A 14,092-nucleotide genomic window follows, 5' to 3' on the forward strand; every position below is an offset into this window, starting at 1 on the left:
GCGTGCGACCTGTCAGGTTGGAAAGATAAAACAGAGACAACGTCAGCCCCTGAGATACAGCAGATTATCCCTTGCCGACTTCAAGAACGGCATATTTCGACTGAGCCCTTTTGTTAGCTTATTCAAACCACAGGGCACCGCATGTACCGGTGCCCTGGCGCCGCTCTGCCCTCCCTCCTCCTGCTGTTAGCAGCCCCCATCAGTCCTTTAAGGAGCTAGTTGGATGACAACACAATCTTCGAATACCTACGCCGTGGATTCGCATACGTTTCAACAGTTTTATATCAATGGTGGCTGGTGTTCGCCGGCAACGCCTGGCAGTTTGCCCGTGGTCAATCCGGCGACTGAAAGCGTAGTTGCAGAGGTTGCCAGCGGATCGGCCGAAGACGTTAATCGGGCCGTCGCTGCAGCGCGTGCGGCGTTTCCTCGCTGGTCTGCGACTTCCGCCGAAGCGCGCGCGGGTTTTCTTGGGAAGATTTACGACCTGATCCTTGAACGAAAAGAGTCGCTTGCGCAGGCGCTCTCTCTGGAAATGGGTGCTGCCATCGGTTTCGCCCGAGCGATGCAAGTGCCTTTGGCGGCCGAACACGTTCGGATTGCCCGTGATCTGCTGTCCACCTATCGCTTCCAGACGGTTGAAGGCGGCACGGCGATTGAACGCGAACCCATCGGCGTCTGCGGGCTCATCACCCCCTGGAACTGGCCGCTTTATCAAATCACCGCCAAGGTGGCTCCGGCAATTGCGGCCGGATGCACAGTGGTGCTGAAACCCAGCGAACTGTCACCGCTGAGCGCCCTTCTTTTCGCCCAACTGGTACATGACGCCGGCCTGCCACCGGGTGTCTTCAATCTGGTGAATGGCACGGGCTCCGAGGTCGGCGGCGCCATGGCTGCGCACCCGGATATCGATATGATTTCGATCACCGGTTCAAACCGTGCAGGCGCGCTGGTCGCACAGGCGGCCGCCCCTACGGTGAAACGCGTCACTCAGGAACTGGGCGGCAAGTCCCCCAACGTGCTGCTGCCCGATGCCGACTTCGCCAACGTCGTGCCACTGGGCGTGATGACGGCATTTCGCAATGTCGGGCAATCCTGCAGCGCCCCGACCAGAATGATCGTACCAAGGGACCGGCTGGCGGAAGTCGAGGCACTGGCCGCCGCAACCGCCAACGCGATCATCGTGGGGGATCCGCAATCGGAAGAGACGGTACTCGGTCCGATAGCCAATGAGGCTCAGTTCAAGCGTGTGCAAGCCATGATCGAATCGGGCCTGAGTGAAGGGGCCAAACTCGTCTGCGGCGGACCAGGACGGATGCCCGGTCATGAAACGGGCTTCTATGCCCGACCGACTGTATTTTCCGAGGTTGATTCGAACATGCGCATTGCCCAGGAGGAAATCTTCGGGCCCGTGCTGTGCATCATTGCCTATGAAACGCTCGATGAGGCTGTCGCGATCGCCAACGACACGGTGTATGGACTGAGCGCCCACGTTCAATCCCGCGACCTTGATCATGCACGTACCGTTGCCTCACGCATCCGCGCAGGACAAGTGCTGCTCAACCACCCGGCCTGGAATCCCATGGCCCCGTTCGGTGGCTACAAACGATCGGGCAATGGTCGTGAATTTGGTGTCTACGGCTTTGAGGAATATCTGGAAACCAAAGCCATCGTCGGCTTTGGTGGCTAGCACACAATGGGGGACAGTCAGCTGTCCCCCCTGTTTGCGCCTGATGGATGTAGTGAGCTTCAGTGCCGCAACAACTTGCGCAACGGCACACCGTCCTTGAGCACTGGGGACTTGATAACGATGTAGCTGAAGTACTTGGAAATGCCGATGTTTTTATCCAGCAGGCTTTCAATCACTTCCTGATAGTGCTGAATACTGCGCGTCATGAAGCGCACCAGATAATCGTAGCCACCACTGATCAAATGGCACTCGAGCACCTCATCCACCAACCTAATGTTCGACTCGAACTTGGCGAAGTCTTCGCGCTTGTGGTCACTCAGGGTGATTTCGGTGAAGACCGTTACCGATTCGGTGATCTTCGCCAGGTTCAGGTGTGCCTTGTAGCTGGAAATGTACCCGGCCGATTCCAGCCGCTTGACCCGTTGCAGACAGGGGCTGGCCGACAATCCCACGGCGTCGGCCAGGCTGACATTGGTCATGCGCCCGTCCTTCTGCAACTCAACCAGGATACTGATGTCGATGCGGTCCAGTTTGACTAAACCTTCCATTGCGAACCTCTTGACTGCCATTTGTAGGACAATCTACTAGCAAAATCAGCGCCGTAAAGACAGCTGATGTTGTGCGACCAGGTCAGCCATGCTGTTGATGCAATAATCCGCAGCGCATGGGGTCGGTTGTTTGCCCCGTTCGCGACCGATCAGACACACATCGGTCAGCGCCGGGCCGCGGGCGGCGGGTCGGGTTACCCGCAGTATGTGTACCGGCTTCAGCTCGTTGGCATTCAACCATTCCTCGTCCCGCAGCGGATCGCTGGCCAGCGAAATAAAGTCATCGGCCACAATCCCCAGATGCTCGCACAACACGGCGCGATCCTCGGCATCCCGGTCGCCCACCACCAACAGGCGATAAAACTTGCGCAAGTACAGCATCGCTCCCGGTGCGTCTTCGAACAATGACCAGTTGGCAGCAGAGCGCGCGAAACTCATGCCCTCCTCCCAACTGGCTTTCAGGCTCCAGCGCTCGGCCAATTGGCGATGGGCAAAACACAGCAATCCACTGAAGCCCAGTTCGGCAAAGCGGGGATAAAGCCCCTGCACCACCTCGCGAAACTCGTCCAGCACCTGTTCCTTGTCCGGGCGCCCGCCCCGGCTGTCGAGCAACGGCTGCAGCGCTGCCCAGACACCCGAATCGCGGTCAACCAGGACTTCGTCGCAATCGATGAGCAGTGCTCGATAATCAGTCAGCCCCATGGTGTACACAGCCTCCGATGATGCGTTTCATCAATCCGTGCGCCAAAAAGGTTCAGCGACGCTGGCCAGCGACCGCGCGGCTGAACCCGGCGGACATCAGTTCAATACCCGTGCCAATGCGGCCTGCAGAATCTGCAACGCTTCGTCGATCTGCGCTTCGGTCGTCACCAGTGGCGCGAGGAAGCGCAAGACGTTGCGATAGACGCCGCACTTGATCACCAGCAAGCCACCTTTGCGCGCTTCATCGATCACACGCTGGTTCAGATCCGCATCCGGGGAGCGCGCTTCATCATTCTTGACCAGCTCGATGGCCAGCATGAAACCGGTGCCGCGTACGTCACCGATCTGCGGGTGACGGCGCTGCAACTGCAGCAGACCTTCACGCAGGCGCTTGCCCAATGCATCGCCACGTTCGAGCAGTTTCTCTTCTTCGTAAGCGTCGATCACCGCCAGGGCCGCGGCGCAGGACAGTGCATTGCCGCCGTAGGTGCCGCCGAGGCCTCCGGGCAACGGCGAATCCATGATTTCAGCTCTGCCGACCACGCCCGACAACGGCAGCCCCCCGGCCAGACTCTTGGCGACGGTGACCAGGTCAGGCTGGATGCCGGCGTGCTGGAAACCGAACCACTTGCCGGTGCGGCCGAATCCGGTCTGGATTTCATCGAGGATCAGCACGATGCCGTGCTTGTGGGTCAACTCGCGCAATGCCTGAAGGAACTGTGCCGGCGCCGCAAGGAAGCCACCGTCGCCCTGCACCGGTTCAATGATGATCGCCGCAACCCGCTCCGGCGCAACCTGAGTGGCGAGCAACTCGTCCAGCGCCTTGAGCGCCATTTCGCTGGTAACGCCGCGATAGGCATTTGGATATGGCGTGTGAAATACCTCCGGCGCGAATGGCCCGAAGTTCTGTTTGTAGGGCTGGCTCATGCCGGTCAGCGTGGTGCCGAGCAAGGTGCGTCCATGGAAACCGCCGCGGAAGGAGATCACCGCAGAGCGGTTGGTGTGAGCGCGGGCGATTTTCACCGCGTTCTCCACGGCTTCGGCGCCGGAGGTGAAGAACGCTGCTTTGTAATGTTCCTCGCCACCTATCATTTCGCACAAACGCTGGGCCAGATCCAGATACGGCTTGTAGGCCACCACCTGAAAGCAGGCGTGCGAGACTTTTTGCAATTGGGCCTGCACCGCTGCAACCACTTTGGGATGGTTATGGCCGATGTTCAGCACGCCGATGCCGCCGACGAAATCCAGGTAACGCTGGCCGTCCACGTCCCACAATTCAGCCCCTTGGGCGCGATCAATCACCAGTGGATGAGCGGTGACCAGTCCGCGTGGCACGAACTGATCACGCTGACGGAGTAAATGAGGCGTTTGGTCGACTTGGCTGTTCATGGCATTTCCCTTCGTGAATCCGGCAGCCCGGAGTGAATGCAGGAGGTGGTTACAGAGGATCTTAAGATTAAGACTTGTGCGGAACGAACAACGCCGAACTTGCCCCCTGAGAAATCCGGATCGACTGTTTTCACCCTGCCAAACGGCAGATTCCTTCAGGCCGCCGAATCTGCCGGCCGCGTGCGTATATGAGGTGACGCGCAGTGTTCGCAGCGCTGCTTTCGACAGATCCTGCTCTGGCGTTGGGCGATCATGGGAGCACCTTCAACCTCCTCAGGAATTGACCATGGCCCTGCTCTACAAAGCTGACCCCGTGCGCGGCGAACGGTGGAAAGCACTGTTCGCCGAACATGCCCCGGACATCGAATGGCGCGCCTGGCCGGACATCGGCGATCCCACAGACATCAAGTACCTGGCGGCGTGGCAGGCGCCGGAAGATCTGCAGACGGTGCTGCCGAATCTGCAGGTGTTGTTTGCATTGTCGGCCGGCGTCGATCAACTGGATCTGAGCCGCATCCCGCCGAATCTTCCAGTGGTGCGCCTGCTCGATCCCGGGATCACTCAAGGCATGTGCGAGTACGCCAGTTTTGCCGTGCTCGCTTTGCACCGGGATATGTTGCGCTATCGCCAGCAGCAGATGGCGCGGTGCTGGCAGGCGCACCTGTTGCAGCCGGCGCATCAGCGTCGGGTGGGGGTGATGGGCCTCGGAACTCAGGCGCAGCAGATTCTCGCCACCTTGCAGCCCCTGGGTTTTGCCCTCAAGGGCTGGGCGCGCAGTGCGCATCGGATTGCCGGCGTCGAGTGCTTTGCCGGTCGCGAGCAACTGCCGGCGTTTCTGAGCCAGTGCGACATTGTGATGTGCGTATTGCCGCTGACCGAGCAGACCCGTGGCATTCTCAATCGTGAGTTTTTTCGCCAATTACCGCGTGGCGCGGCACTGATCAACATGGGGCGCGGTGGGCATCTGGTGGAAGAAGACTTGCTCGAAGCGCTGGACAGCGGGCAACTCAGCGGCGCGGTGCTGGATGTGGTGCAGAACGAACCGGCGCCGGCGGATCATCCTTTCTGGGGCCACCCGCAGATTCTGCTGACGCCGCATATCGCGGCAATGACCCAGCCGGATAGTGCATTTGCTGTCCTGCTGGAAAATATCCGCCGCTTCGAACGCGGCGAGTCCATGAGCGGTCAGATCGACCGCAACAAAGGTTACTGATTCAGACCCTCTGCACGAGCGAGCAGGCTCACTCATGCAGAGGATGACGACGCTTCAGAGGAACTCGGCGATGGCCCTGCCGACATCCTGGGTCGAGCCCTTCCCGCCCAGGTCCGGGGTAATCGGTCCCTCGGCGATCACCCGCTCGATTGCCTGCAGGATCCCGTCGTGTGCTGCGCGATAACGCTCGTCACCGTTGCCCAGGAAATCGAGCATCAGCGCCCCGGACCAGATCATCGCAATCGGGTTGGCGATGTTCTGCCCATAGATGTCCGGCGCCGAACCATGCACCGGCTCGAACAGCGAGGGAAAGCGTCGCTGCGGATCAAGATTGGCCGACGGCGCAATGCCGATGGTTCCTGCACACGCCGGCCCCAGGTCGGAGAGGATGTCGCCGAACAGGTTGGACGCCACCACCACATCGAACCGATCCGGTTGCAGAACGAAGCGCGCGCACAAGATATCGATGTGCTGCTTGTCCCACGTCACTTCCGGGTACTGCGCAGCCATCAGCGCGGTGCGCTCGTCCCAGTACGGCATGCTGATCGAAATGCCGTTGGACTTGGTCGCTGCGGTCAAGCGCTTGCGTGGCCGGGTCTGGGCCAGGTCGAAGGCAAACTTGAGAATCCGGTCGACACCCCGGCGGGTGAAGACCGATTCCTGCAGCACGAACTCATGCTCGGTGCCTTCGAACATCTTGCCGCCGACCGATGAATACTCGCCTTCGGTGTTCTCGCGAATCACCACGAAATCGATGTCCCCCGGTTCGCGCCCGGCCAACGGGCATGGCACTCCGGGGAACAAGCGCACCGGGCGGATATTCACGTACTGGTCGAAGTCGCGACGGAATTTCAGCAGCGACCCCCACAGGGAAATATGGTCCGGCACTTTCTCCGGCCAGCCCACGGCGCCGAAGTAAATCGCGTCGAAGCCTTTGAGCTGTTCGAACCAGTCCTCGGGCATCATCTGCCCGTGTTCCAGGTAATAATCGCAATGCGCCCAGTCGAGCACTTCAATGCTCAAGTCCAGCTGCCATTTTTTCGCGGCCTGCTCCAGAACCCGCAGCCCCTCGGGCAGCACTTCCTTGCCAATCCCGTCGCCGGCAATCGCGGCGATCTTGAAGACCTTGCTCATCAGTTATGGCTCCCCGTTGTTGTGAAGTTACAAGCCGCCGATGTGGAAGGCTTTGACTTCAAGGTATTCGTCAAGACCGTATTTGCTGCCTTCACGGCCCAGCCCCGATTGCTTGATGCCGCCGAACGGCGCGACTTCCATGGAGATGATTCCGGTGTTGAGGCCGACCATGCCGAATTCCAGCGCTTCGCCGAAACGCCATGAGCGACGCAAGTCTTGAGTGAAGTAATAAGCGCCAAGGCCAAACGGTGTGGCATTGGCCAGCGCCAAGGCTTCGGCTTCGTCGGTGAACCGCATCAGTGGCGCGACCGGTCCGAAGGTTTCTTCGTTGGCCAGGAGCATGCCGGCGTGGGCATCGCCAAGCACCGTCGGTTGCACAAATTGACTGTCGCCCTGCGGAACGCCGCCGCAAAGCAGCTGCGCACCCTGGCTCAAGGCATCATCGATGTGGCGGGCCACCTTGCTCACGGCCGCCTTGTTGATCAGCGGGCCGATGGTCACGTTGTCCTGCAGGCCATTGCCGACCTTGAGCTTGCCGACTTCCTCGACCAGACGCTGGGCAAAACGCGGGTAAATGCCGTTCTGTACCAGAATCCGATTGGCGCAGACGCAGGTCTGCCCGGCGTTGCGAAACTTGCTCAGCATGATCCCGGTAATCGCCTGCTCAAGATCAGCGTCGTCAAACACAATGAACGGTGCGTTGCCGCCGAGTTCCAGGCTCAACCGCTTGATGTGTTCGGCACTCTGGCGCATCAGCAAACGGCCCACCGCCGTGGAACCGGTGAAGGATATCTTGCGCACCGTCGGGTTGCCGGTCAGCTCTTCGCCAATCCCGGCGGGCATACCGGTCAGCACATTGAACACCCCGGCCGGGATGCCGACGCGCTCAGCCAACACCGCCAATGCGAGCGCTGACAGCGGCGTCAGATCCGACGGTTTGACGATGATCGGGCACCCCGCCGCCAGGGCCGGTGCACACTTGCGGGTAATCATTGCGTTGGGGAAGTTCCAAGGCGTGATCGCCGCGCAGACACCCACCGGTTGCTTGAGGGTCAACAGTCGGCGGTCGCCGCTGGGCGCCGGCATGGTTTCGCCGTAAATCCGCCGCGCCTCTTCGGCAAACCATTTGACGAAACCCGCGCCGTAGCGGATTTCACCTTTGGCTTCGTTCAGCGGCTTGCCTTGTTCGCAGGTCATGATCAGCGCCAGATCGTCGAGGTTGTCGATCATCGCCTGATACCAACGCTCCAGCAGCGCCGCACGTTCGGCGGCCGGTCGTGCTCGCCAGGCGGGCCAGGCCCGTTCGGCGGCATCGATGGCGCGTCGGGTTTCCACGCCTTGCATGGCGGGCACGCGGCCGATCAATTCGCCGCTGGCCGGGTCGACGACATCCAGGGTCGCGCGGTCATCTGCGCCGATCCACTGGCCGTTCACATAAGCGAGTTCTGCGAGAAGACCGGGGTCTTTCAAACGATTCTTGAGCATGGTCGAGTCCTGATCCGAGACAGATTCCAGTCTAGGGAGACTCGACGGATGAGGATGCTGAAAGCGCGTAGCGGACAGTGTCGGCTGCTGAAATTGGCGGTGGAACAGCAGAACTGCTGTTTTCTATCGTTTCAGCGAACCGAGCAAACCCTCCAGAAAGCGCTCCCCCGCCTCCATCTGACTGATCTCGATAAACTCGTCGGGCTTGTGCGCCTGCTCGATCGAACCTGGCCCGCAGACAACCACCGGCACATCCAGACGCTGCTTGAACAACCCGCCTTCCGTACCGAACGAAACCTTGGACGTCGCGGTATCCGGCGCCGCGAAATTTTTCAGGAACCGTACCGCTTCGACGCTCGGGTGGGTGTCCAGTCCGGGGTAGACGTTGACCGTTTCAATCTCGATGGCCGCCACGCTCGAGAGCTTCTGCGCCTCGCGCACGATCACCTCGGCACGCTCCTGCATCTGCGCGAGGATCTGTTCCAGATCATCGGCCGGCAAATTGCGCACTTCAAAATCCACCGTGCACAGATTCGGCACGATATTCAGCGCCCGGCCACCGCCGATCTGGCCCACGTGCACGGTGGTGTAAGGCACGTCGTAATCGGCATCCCGGGCGCCCTGCTCCTGCAGTTGACGCTGGGATTCACGCAACGCTGCAATGAAATCGCAGGCCACGTGGATTGCGTTGACCGAGCGCGGCGCCAGCGAAGAATGCGCCTCCAGCCCCCGACAATAGGTACGGTACGAGCCCTTGCCCTTGTGCCCCAGCACAAACTGCATGTTGGTCGGTTCGCCGATCAGGCACAGAAACGGCCGCACCGGCGCCAGGTGCAGCACATCGAGCAAACGCCGCACGCCAACGCAGCCGATTTCCTCGTCGTGTGACAGCGCCAGCTGCAGCGGACGGCTGAGGGAATGTTCAGCAGCGTCAAGCATCGCGTCGATGGCCAGCGCGATAAAGCCTTTCATGTCGCAACTGCCGCGCCCGTAAATCCGCCCGTTCTGCTCCGTCACCTGAAACGGTGGAACCGTCCACGCCTGCCCCGCTGCTGGCACCACGTCGGTGTGCCCGGACAGCAGAATGCCCGGTTGGTCTTTCGGACCGGTACTGGCAAACAGATTGGCCTTCTTGCCGCTTTCGTCCTTGACGATCAGCGACTCGATGCCCTTGCTCAGCAGCAACTCGCGAACGTACTCGATCAACGCCATGTTCGATTCCGACGACACGGTATCGAACGCAATCAATCGTTTGAGAATCTCCAGTACACGGGGTTTCATGAGGCTTTGCTCCGTTGTTCGGCCAAGGGGGCGAACCGGCGTATGGAAAAGGGTTCGATCAACGTGGAAGTGCTGCCGGTGCTGATCAGCTCAGCCATGACGTCACCGACGCCCGGCCCCAACTGGAAGCCATGACCACAGAAGCCGAACGCGTAATACAGGCCATCGACCGTACCGCTTGGCCCCATGATCGGCAGCGAGTCCGGCAGATAGCTTTCGATGCCGCTCCAGACCCGGATGATGTTCAGATTGCCGACACCCGGCAGCAGTCGGCGCATTTGCCGGATCTGGTTGAGGATGCTGCGCGGCTCGACATAAGCGCGGCGATTGAGCATGTCCGGTTTGCTGCGATAGCCGCCGCCAATGATGATGTTGCCGCGCGGAATCTGCCGGAAATAAATGACTTCCTCAGGGATTTTGGTGAACACCCCAATCACCGTCGGCAAGGCGTATGGCACCGGTTCCGTCACCGCCATCTGCGGGCCATGGGTGTCCAGCGGAACCGGTTCGCCGAACTGCGCGGACAGTTTCTCGCCCCAGGCGCCGGCGGTGATCAGCAGTTGTGCGGCGCGATATTGCCGGCCATCGGTGGTGGTGACGCTGAACTCGCCTGCGGTTTTCTGCACCTGGGCCACTTCGGTCTGTTCTTCGATACGCGCACCGATTCGCCGCGCCGCCCGGGCAAATGCCGGCGCCGCCAAACGCGGGTTGGCGTGACCGTCGTGCGGAGCGTAAGAGCCCCCCTTCACGTCCGGCCCCAGAAACGGAAAGCGCCGATGCAGTTCAGCGCCGCGATAGACCTGCAGATCCAGTTGCGATGCTTCCGGCGCAGCGGCATACGCTTCGAGCTCGGCAATTTCGTCTTCGCGGTAACACACGCGCATGTGGCCGCTGGCGATGAACTCCAGATCGTCGTCAATCAGCTCCGGCAAGCGCTTCCACAGTGCAAACGAACGGTTGGCCAATTCCAGTTGCCCCAGATAACGACCCTGACGCCGTACGTTGCCGAAATTGACACCGCTGGCGTATTGGCCAATCTGGTCGCGCTCGAGCAGGGTCACAGAGTGCCCGCGCTGGCGCAGAAAAAACGCTGACGCCGCACCCATGATGCCGCCGCCGATAATCAATACATCACTTTTCTGCGGGTTCATGTCGGTTCCTCGATGATGACCATCGGCAACGGTTTGACGGGGGCCTGACCGCGTTGGCGGCCGACTTGCTGAACACTGACGCCGGCCGCGGCGGCAATCACTTCGGCGCCGGCCTGCGAGCAGTAGCGGCCCTGGCAACGGCCCATGCCGACCCGACTAAAGGCTTTGGCCCGATTGACTTCACACGCGCCCTTTTCACTGACCGTACGGCGCAGTTCGCCCGCGCTGATCATCTCGCAGCGACAGACGATCGCCGAATCCGGCAAGGCCCCGGCCTGTTCGGCGGGCCAGGGAAATGCCTGCGCCAGACCGAGGCGGAACTGATCCATCACCGCTAGTGCACGCCGTTGCTCTGCGCGCAAACCGGCATCCACCGGTTGTTGCTGATCCTCCAGCAGCGCCATCGCCACCAGACGTCCGGCATGTTCAGCCGCATCGGCACCGCGAATCTTTGCGCCGTCGCCGGCGGCATACACACCGCTGACCGAAGTGCGGCCCTCTTCATCAAGCGCCAGCCACCATTGGTCGGACGCTTCATCAAAACGCATGCGGCACCCGGCCAGATCGGCCAGCTGGGTTTCCGGACGCAAGTGATACCCCAGGGCCACGGCATCGCAATCGATGTCCAGGGTTTCGCCCTTGGCTGTGCGCACGCGCACGCCACTGACGCCGTGGGTGGCATCTCCCGATATGAGCTCCGGCTTGATCCCCAGATGCACCGGTATTTTCGCCTGATACAACTGCGCCAACAGTTTCATCCCGGTGAGCAACACCCCGGGCCGCGCGAGCATCTTCGGCAGTGCGACAATGCGTTTGCTCATCGGCGATGTATCAAGCACCGCAGCGACGTTGGCGCCGGCCTTCACGTACTGGCTGGCCACCAGATACAGCAGTGGACCACTGCCCATGAACACCACGCGATGGCCGATGGAAACCGCCTGCGACTTGAGCGCGATCTGCGCCCCGCCGAGGCTGTAGGTGCCCGCCAGCTGCCAGCCTTCAACGGGCATCAAACGGTCCGTGGCGCCGGTGCACAGGATCAACGCATCGAAGTCCACCGTCGTATGGTGACCCTGACTGACGCAGCTCAACTGCCTGGGCACCAGATTCCACACCAGCGTGTCGGGCCGGTAATCGATGTGTGGGCGCAAGCGCTCGAAACTCTCGTGCAGGTCGCGCGCCTTGGCCGCTTCAGTCCCGTACAGCGCGCGGTAGTCGCGGGTGAAACCTTCGGGTTGGCGCCGATAGATCTGGCCGCCGTCGCGGCGATTTTCATCGATCAGGACCGGTTTGAAGCCGGCCTTCACCAACGTCTCGGCGCAGCGAATCCCCGCAGGGCCGGCGCCGACGATAACTACCCGTGCAGTGGCCATGTCGCCTCCGGTTGTGTGGTGACGAGATCCAGCCCTTCACGGACTTCACTGGAGCACGCACGCAGACGTTCGCCGCTGCGCGTCCACACCCAGCAATCCTGGCAGGCACCCATCAGGCAGAACCCGGCACGTCGACCGGTATCGAACTCCGACTGGCGTAGCGCATTGCCCTGAGTGAGCAATGCGACCATCAATGTGTCGCCCTGCAACGCCTTGATGGGCACGCCATCCACGGTCAACCCGACGGTCACCCGGCCCTGCTCGGCCAGTCTCACAAAACGAGCGCTCATGCATAGGCTCCCTGATTCAAGGTGGTCACGTCCCGCTGGGTTTTCAGCAGTTCTACGCTGTCGTGGTGGCAGAGAATTTCACTGCCACCGTCGATGATTCGGCGCTCGGGTGCCGTACGGTTGCACAGGCCATCGACGCGCACCGGGCAGCGATTGAGGAAGGTGCACAGCTCGGCGACATTGGCTTTGGGCCCGATGGGCGGCAGTTCGCCGCAAGTCGTCCCGCAGGTTTCCAGCCAGCCCTGGCGCAGCTCCGGCACCGAGTGAATCAACAGATCGGTGTAGGGATGGTACGGTGCCTGCGCAAATGACTGGCGGCTGCCGGCCTGAACCTTGTGGCCGCTGTACATCACCACCACGTCGTCGCACAGCGCGCGCACGGTGGAGATGTCATGACTGATGAACAGGTAGGACACGCCGAGCTGCTGACGCAAATCGCGGAGCAATTCAAGAATCGCTGCACCGACCACGGTATCCAGCGCCGAGGTCACTTCATCGCAGAGGATCAGATCGGGTTTGGCCGCCAGGGCCCGCGCCAGGTTCACCCGCTGCTTCTGCCCGCCGGACAACTCGTTCGGACGACGTTCGGCCAGGGCTCGCGGCAGACGCACCAGATCCAGCAATTCGCCGATACGCTCGCGCAACGCCGCGCCTTTGAGGTTGAAATACATCTTCAGCGGCCGACTCAGAATCGTGCTGATGGTATGCATCGGATTGAGCGCCGTGTCGGCGTTCTGGAACACCATCTGGATTCGCCGGAATTGCTCGTCGGTGCGTTCGGACAGACAACCGCCCAGCGGTTGCCCGTCGAAGGTCAGCCCGCCCAATGCTGGCGTGAGCAAGCCGGCCACCACGCGGGCCAGCGTTGACTTGCCCGAACCCGACTCGCCGATCACGCCAATCGCCTGGCCCCGGCGCACGGTCAGATCAATATCTTCCAGTACACGAATGGCCGGCATGCCCTGGGTGTTCTTGTTGCCGTAACCGGCGGTCAGTCCGCGAATGGTCAGCAGCGGAGTTTCTTCGGCAATTCCGCAAGGTGGACGGATGGTCGTGTCCGGCCGCGCGGCCGCCAGCAGACTGCGCGTGTATTCATGACTCGGGCCTTTGAGCAGCGCCGCCGTGGCGCTTTGCTCGAAGATCTGGCCGCCATTGAGCACGACGATCTGATCGGCCATTTGCGCCACCACGGCCAGGTCATGGGACACATACACCGCTGTCGCGCCACGGTCACGTACCACGCGCTTGAACGCACGCAACACGTCGATCTGGGTCGTCACATCGAGCGCCGTGGTCGGCTCGTCGAGGATGACCAGCAACGGATCACTGATCAGCGCCATTGCCGCCATCACCCGCTGCAATTGCCCCCCGGACACCTGGTGCGGGTAACGCTGACCGATGTGATCCGGGTCTGGCAGGGCCAGATCGCGGAACAGCTCAATGGCCTTGGCCTCAAGGGTGGCGCGGGTGCCGAGGCCGTGAATCAAGGCGCCCTCCACCACTTGGTCGATCAGCTTCTTTGCCGGGTTGAAAGCCGCCGCAGCGCTCTGCGCGATATACGACACCCGATTACCGCGCAGGCCCTGCAATTGCTGCTCGCTGAGCGCGAGCATGTCGTGCTCGCCGACCTGTACCACGCCGCCGGACAACCGACAGCCCCGTCGGGCATACCCCAACAAAGCGAGGGCGATGGTGGTCTTGCCAGAGCCCGATTCGCCGATCAACGCCAGCACTTCACCTTGTTCCAGGGCAAAGCTCACCCCTTTGACGATCTCCGTTTCTCCATGCTCGCCGCAAGCAACCACGCGCAGGTCTTCAACTCGAATCAATTGGGTCATT

Annotated in this window: 12 protein-coding genes; 2 read left to right on the forward strand and 10 right to left on the reverse strand. The window is 61.3% G+C overall.

The window, feature by feature from the left end; translation table 11 throughout:
- The first annotated feature begins 223 nt into the window (after positions 1-223).
- Positions 224-1,687 carry an aldehyde dehydrogenase family protein gene (locus ABTV87_RS14800; RefSeq protein ID WP_433897805.1) on the forward strand — a complete coding sequence of 488 codons (1,464 nt, stop codon included), beginning with the start codon at positions 224-226 and terminating at the stop codon, positions 1,685-1,687.
- Positions 1,688-1,746: 59 nt separating this feature from the next.
- Here ABTV87_RS14800 and ABTV87_RS14805 read toward each other — a convergent pair whose 3' ends face one another.
- The 3 genes from ABTV87_RS14805 to gabT all read right to left on the reverse strand — a co-directional run bounded on the left by ABTV87_RS14805 (position 1,747) and on the right by gabT (position 4,326).
- Positions 1,747-2,235 (reverse strand): Lrp/AsnC family transcriptional regulator, encoded by a 489-nt coding sequence (locus ABTV87_RS14805; protein WP_027616181.1) that lies wholly within the window; start codon positions 2,233-2,235, stop codon positions 1,747-1,749.
- 45 nt (positions 2,236-2,280) lie between these two features.
- On the reverse strand, positions 2,281-2,937 hold the full coding sequence (locus ABTV87_RS14810) for a 2-haloalkanoic acid dehalogenase (RefSeq protein ID WP_433897806.1): 657 nt from the start codon (positions 2,935-2,937) through the stop codon (positions 2,281-2,283).
- A gap of 96 nt (positions 2,938-3,033) precedes the next feature.
- Positions 3,034-4,326, reverse strand: a complete 1,293-nt coding sequence (gene gabT / locus ABTV87_RS14815; protein WP_085603622.1) for a 4-aminobutyrate--2-oxoglutarate transaminase — start codon at positions 4,324-4,326, stop codon at positions 3,034-3,036.
- A 286-nt stretch (positions 4,327-4,612) separates the two neighbouring features.
- On the opposite strand from gabT, the gene ABTV87_RS14820 reads away from it, so the two are divergent.
- Positions 4,613-5,539, forward strand: a complete 927-nt coding sequence (locus ABTV87_RS14820) for a 2-hydroxyacid dehydrogenase (RefSeq protein WP_221533247.1) — start codon at positions 4,613-4,615, stop codon at positions 5,537-5,539.
- A gap of 54 nt (positions 5,540-5,593) precedes the next feature.
- Here the strand turns inward: ABTV87_RS14820 and ABTV87_RS14825 are convergent, their stop codons facing one another.
- The 7 genes from ABTV87_RS14825 to ABTV87_RS14855 all read right to left on the reverse strand — a co-directional run bounded on the left by ABTV87_RS14825 (position 5,594) and on the right by ABTV87_RS14855 (position 14,091).
- Positions 5,594-6,673: a tartrate dehydrogenase gene (locus ABTV87_RS14825; protein ID WP_074690552.1), complete on the reverse strand. Its 1,080-nt coding sequence runs from the start codon at positions 6,671-6,673 to the stop codon at positions 5,594-5,596.
- A 27-nt stretch (positions 6,674-6,700) separates the two neighbouring features.
- A complete protein-coding gene (locus ABTV87_RS14830) occupies positions 6,701-8,158 on the reverse strand; it encodes an NAD-dependent succinate-semialdehyde dehydrogenase (RefSeq protein WP_221533246.1) in 1,458 nt (485 codons plus the stop codon).
- A gap of 123 nt (positions 8,159-8,281) precedes the next feature.
- Positions 8,282-9,439: an acetylornithine deacetylase gene (argE, locus tag ABTV87_RS14835; RefSeq protein ID WP_433897807.1), complete on the reverse strand. Its 1,158-nt coding sequence runs from the start codon at positions 9,437-9,439 to the stop codon at positions 8,282-8,284.
- On the reverse strand, positions 9,436-10,590 hold the full coding sequence (locus tag ABTV87_RS14840; protein ID WP_085603610.1) for an NAD(P)/FAD-dependent oxidoreductase: 1,155 nt from the start codon (positions 10,588-10,590) through the stop codon (positions 9,436-9,438). The genes argE and ABTV87_RS14840 overlap by 4 nt, the downstream gene beginning before the upstream one ends.
- A complete protein-coding gene (locus ABTV87_RS14845; protein WP_433897808.1) occupies positions 10,587-11,963 on the reverse strand; it encodes an FAD-dependent oxidoreductase in 1,377 nt (458 codons plus the stop codon). The genes ABTV87_RS14840 and ABTV87_RS14845 overlap by 4 nt, the downstream gene beginning before the upstream one ends.
- Entirely contained in the window at positions 11,945-12,253 is a 309-nt protein-coding gene (locus tag ABTV87_RS14850) for a (2Fe-2S)-binding protein (RefSeq protein ID WP_433897809.1), read from the reverse strand. Before ABTV87_RS14850 ends, ABTV87_RS14845 begins: the two co-directional genes overlap by 19 nt.
- Positions 12,250-14,091 carry an ABC transporter ATP-binding protein gene (locus ABTV87_RS14855; RefSeq protein WP_375747162.1) on the reverse strand — a complete coding sequence of 614 codons (1,842 nt, stop codon included), beginning with the start codon at positions 14,089-14,091 and terminating at the stop codon, positions 12,250-12,252. The genes ABTV87_RS14850 and ABTV87_RS14855 overlap by 4 nt, the downstream gene beginning before the upstream one ends.
- Between the last annotated feature and the right edge of the window lies 1 nt (position 14,092).

Source organism: Pseudomonas sp. PSE1(2024), assembly GCF_050990555.1.
Lineage (GTDB): Bacteria > Pseudomonadota > Gammaproteobacteria > Pseudomonadales > Pseudomonadaceae > Aquipseudomonas > Aquipseudomonas aphyarum.

Bases quoted from the DNA above. Each gene is read 5' to 3' on its own strand.
- ABTV87_RS14825 (WP_074690552.1), bottom strand. From the start codon at position 6,673: ATGAGCAAGGTCTTCAAGATCGCCGCGATTGCCGGCGACGGGATTGGC.
- argE (WP_433897807.1), bottom strand. From the start codon at position 9,439: ATGAAACCCCGTGTACTGGAGATTCTCAAACGATTGATTGCGTTCGAT.
- gabT (WP_085603622.1), bottom strand. From the start codon at position 4,326: ATGAACAGCCAAGTCGACCAAACGCCTCATTTACTCCGTCAGCGTGAT.
- ABTV87_RS14830 (WP_221533246.1), bottom strand. From the start codon at position 8,158: ATGCTCAAGAATCGTTTGAAAGACCCCGGTCTTCTCGCAGAACTCGCT.
- ABTV87_RS14800 (WP_433897805.1), top strand. From the start codon at position 224: ATGACAACACAATCTTCGAATACCTACGCCGTGGATTCGCATACGTTT.
- ABTV87_RS14805 (WP_027616181.1), bottom strand. From the start codon at position 2,235: ATGGAAGGTTTAGTCAAACTGGACCGCATCGACATCAGTATCCTGGTT.
- ABTV87_RS14855 (WP_375747162.1), bottom strand. From the start codon at position 14,091: ATGACCCAATTGATTCGAGTTGAAGACCTGCGCGTGGTTGCTTGCGGC.
- ABTV87_RS14820 (WP_221533247.1), top strand. From the start codon at position 4,613: ATGGCCCTGCTCTACAAAGCTGACCCCGTGCGCGGCGAACGGTGGAAA.
- ABTV87_RS14845 (WP_433897808.1), bottom strand. From the start codon at position 11,963: ATGGCCACTGCACGGGTAGTTATCGTCGGCGCCGGCCCTGCGGGGATT.
- ABTV87_RS14840 (WP_085603610.1), bottom strand. From the start codon at position 10,590: ATGAACCCGCAGAAAAGTGATGTATTGATTATCGGCGGCGGCATCATG.
- ABTV87_RS14810 (WP_433897806.1), bottom strand. From the start codon at position 2,937: ATGGGGCTGACTGATTATCGAGCACTGCTCATCGATTGCGACGAAGTC.
- ABTV87_RS14850 (WP_433897809.1), bottom strand. From the start codon at position 12,253: ATGAGCGCTCGTTTTGTGAGACTGGCCGAGCAGGGCCGGGTGACCGTC.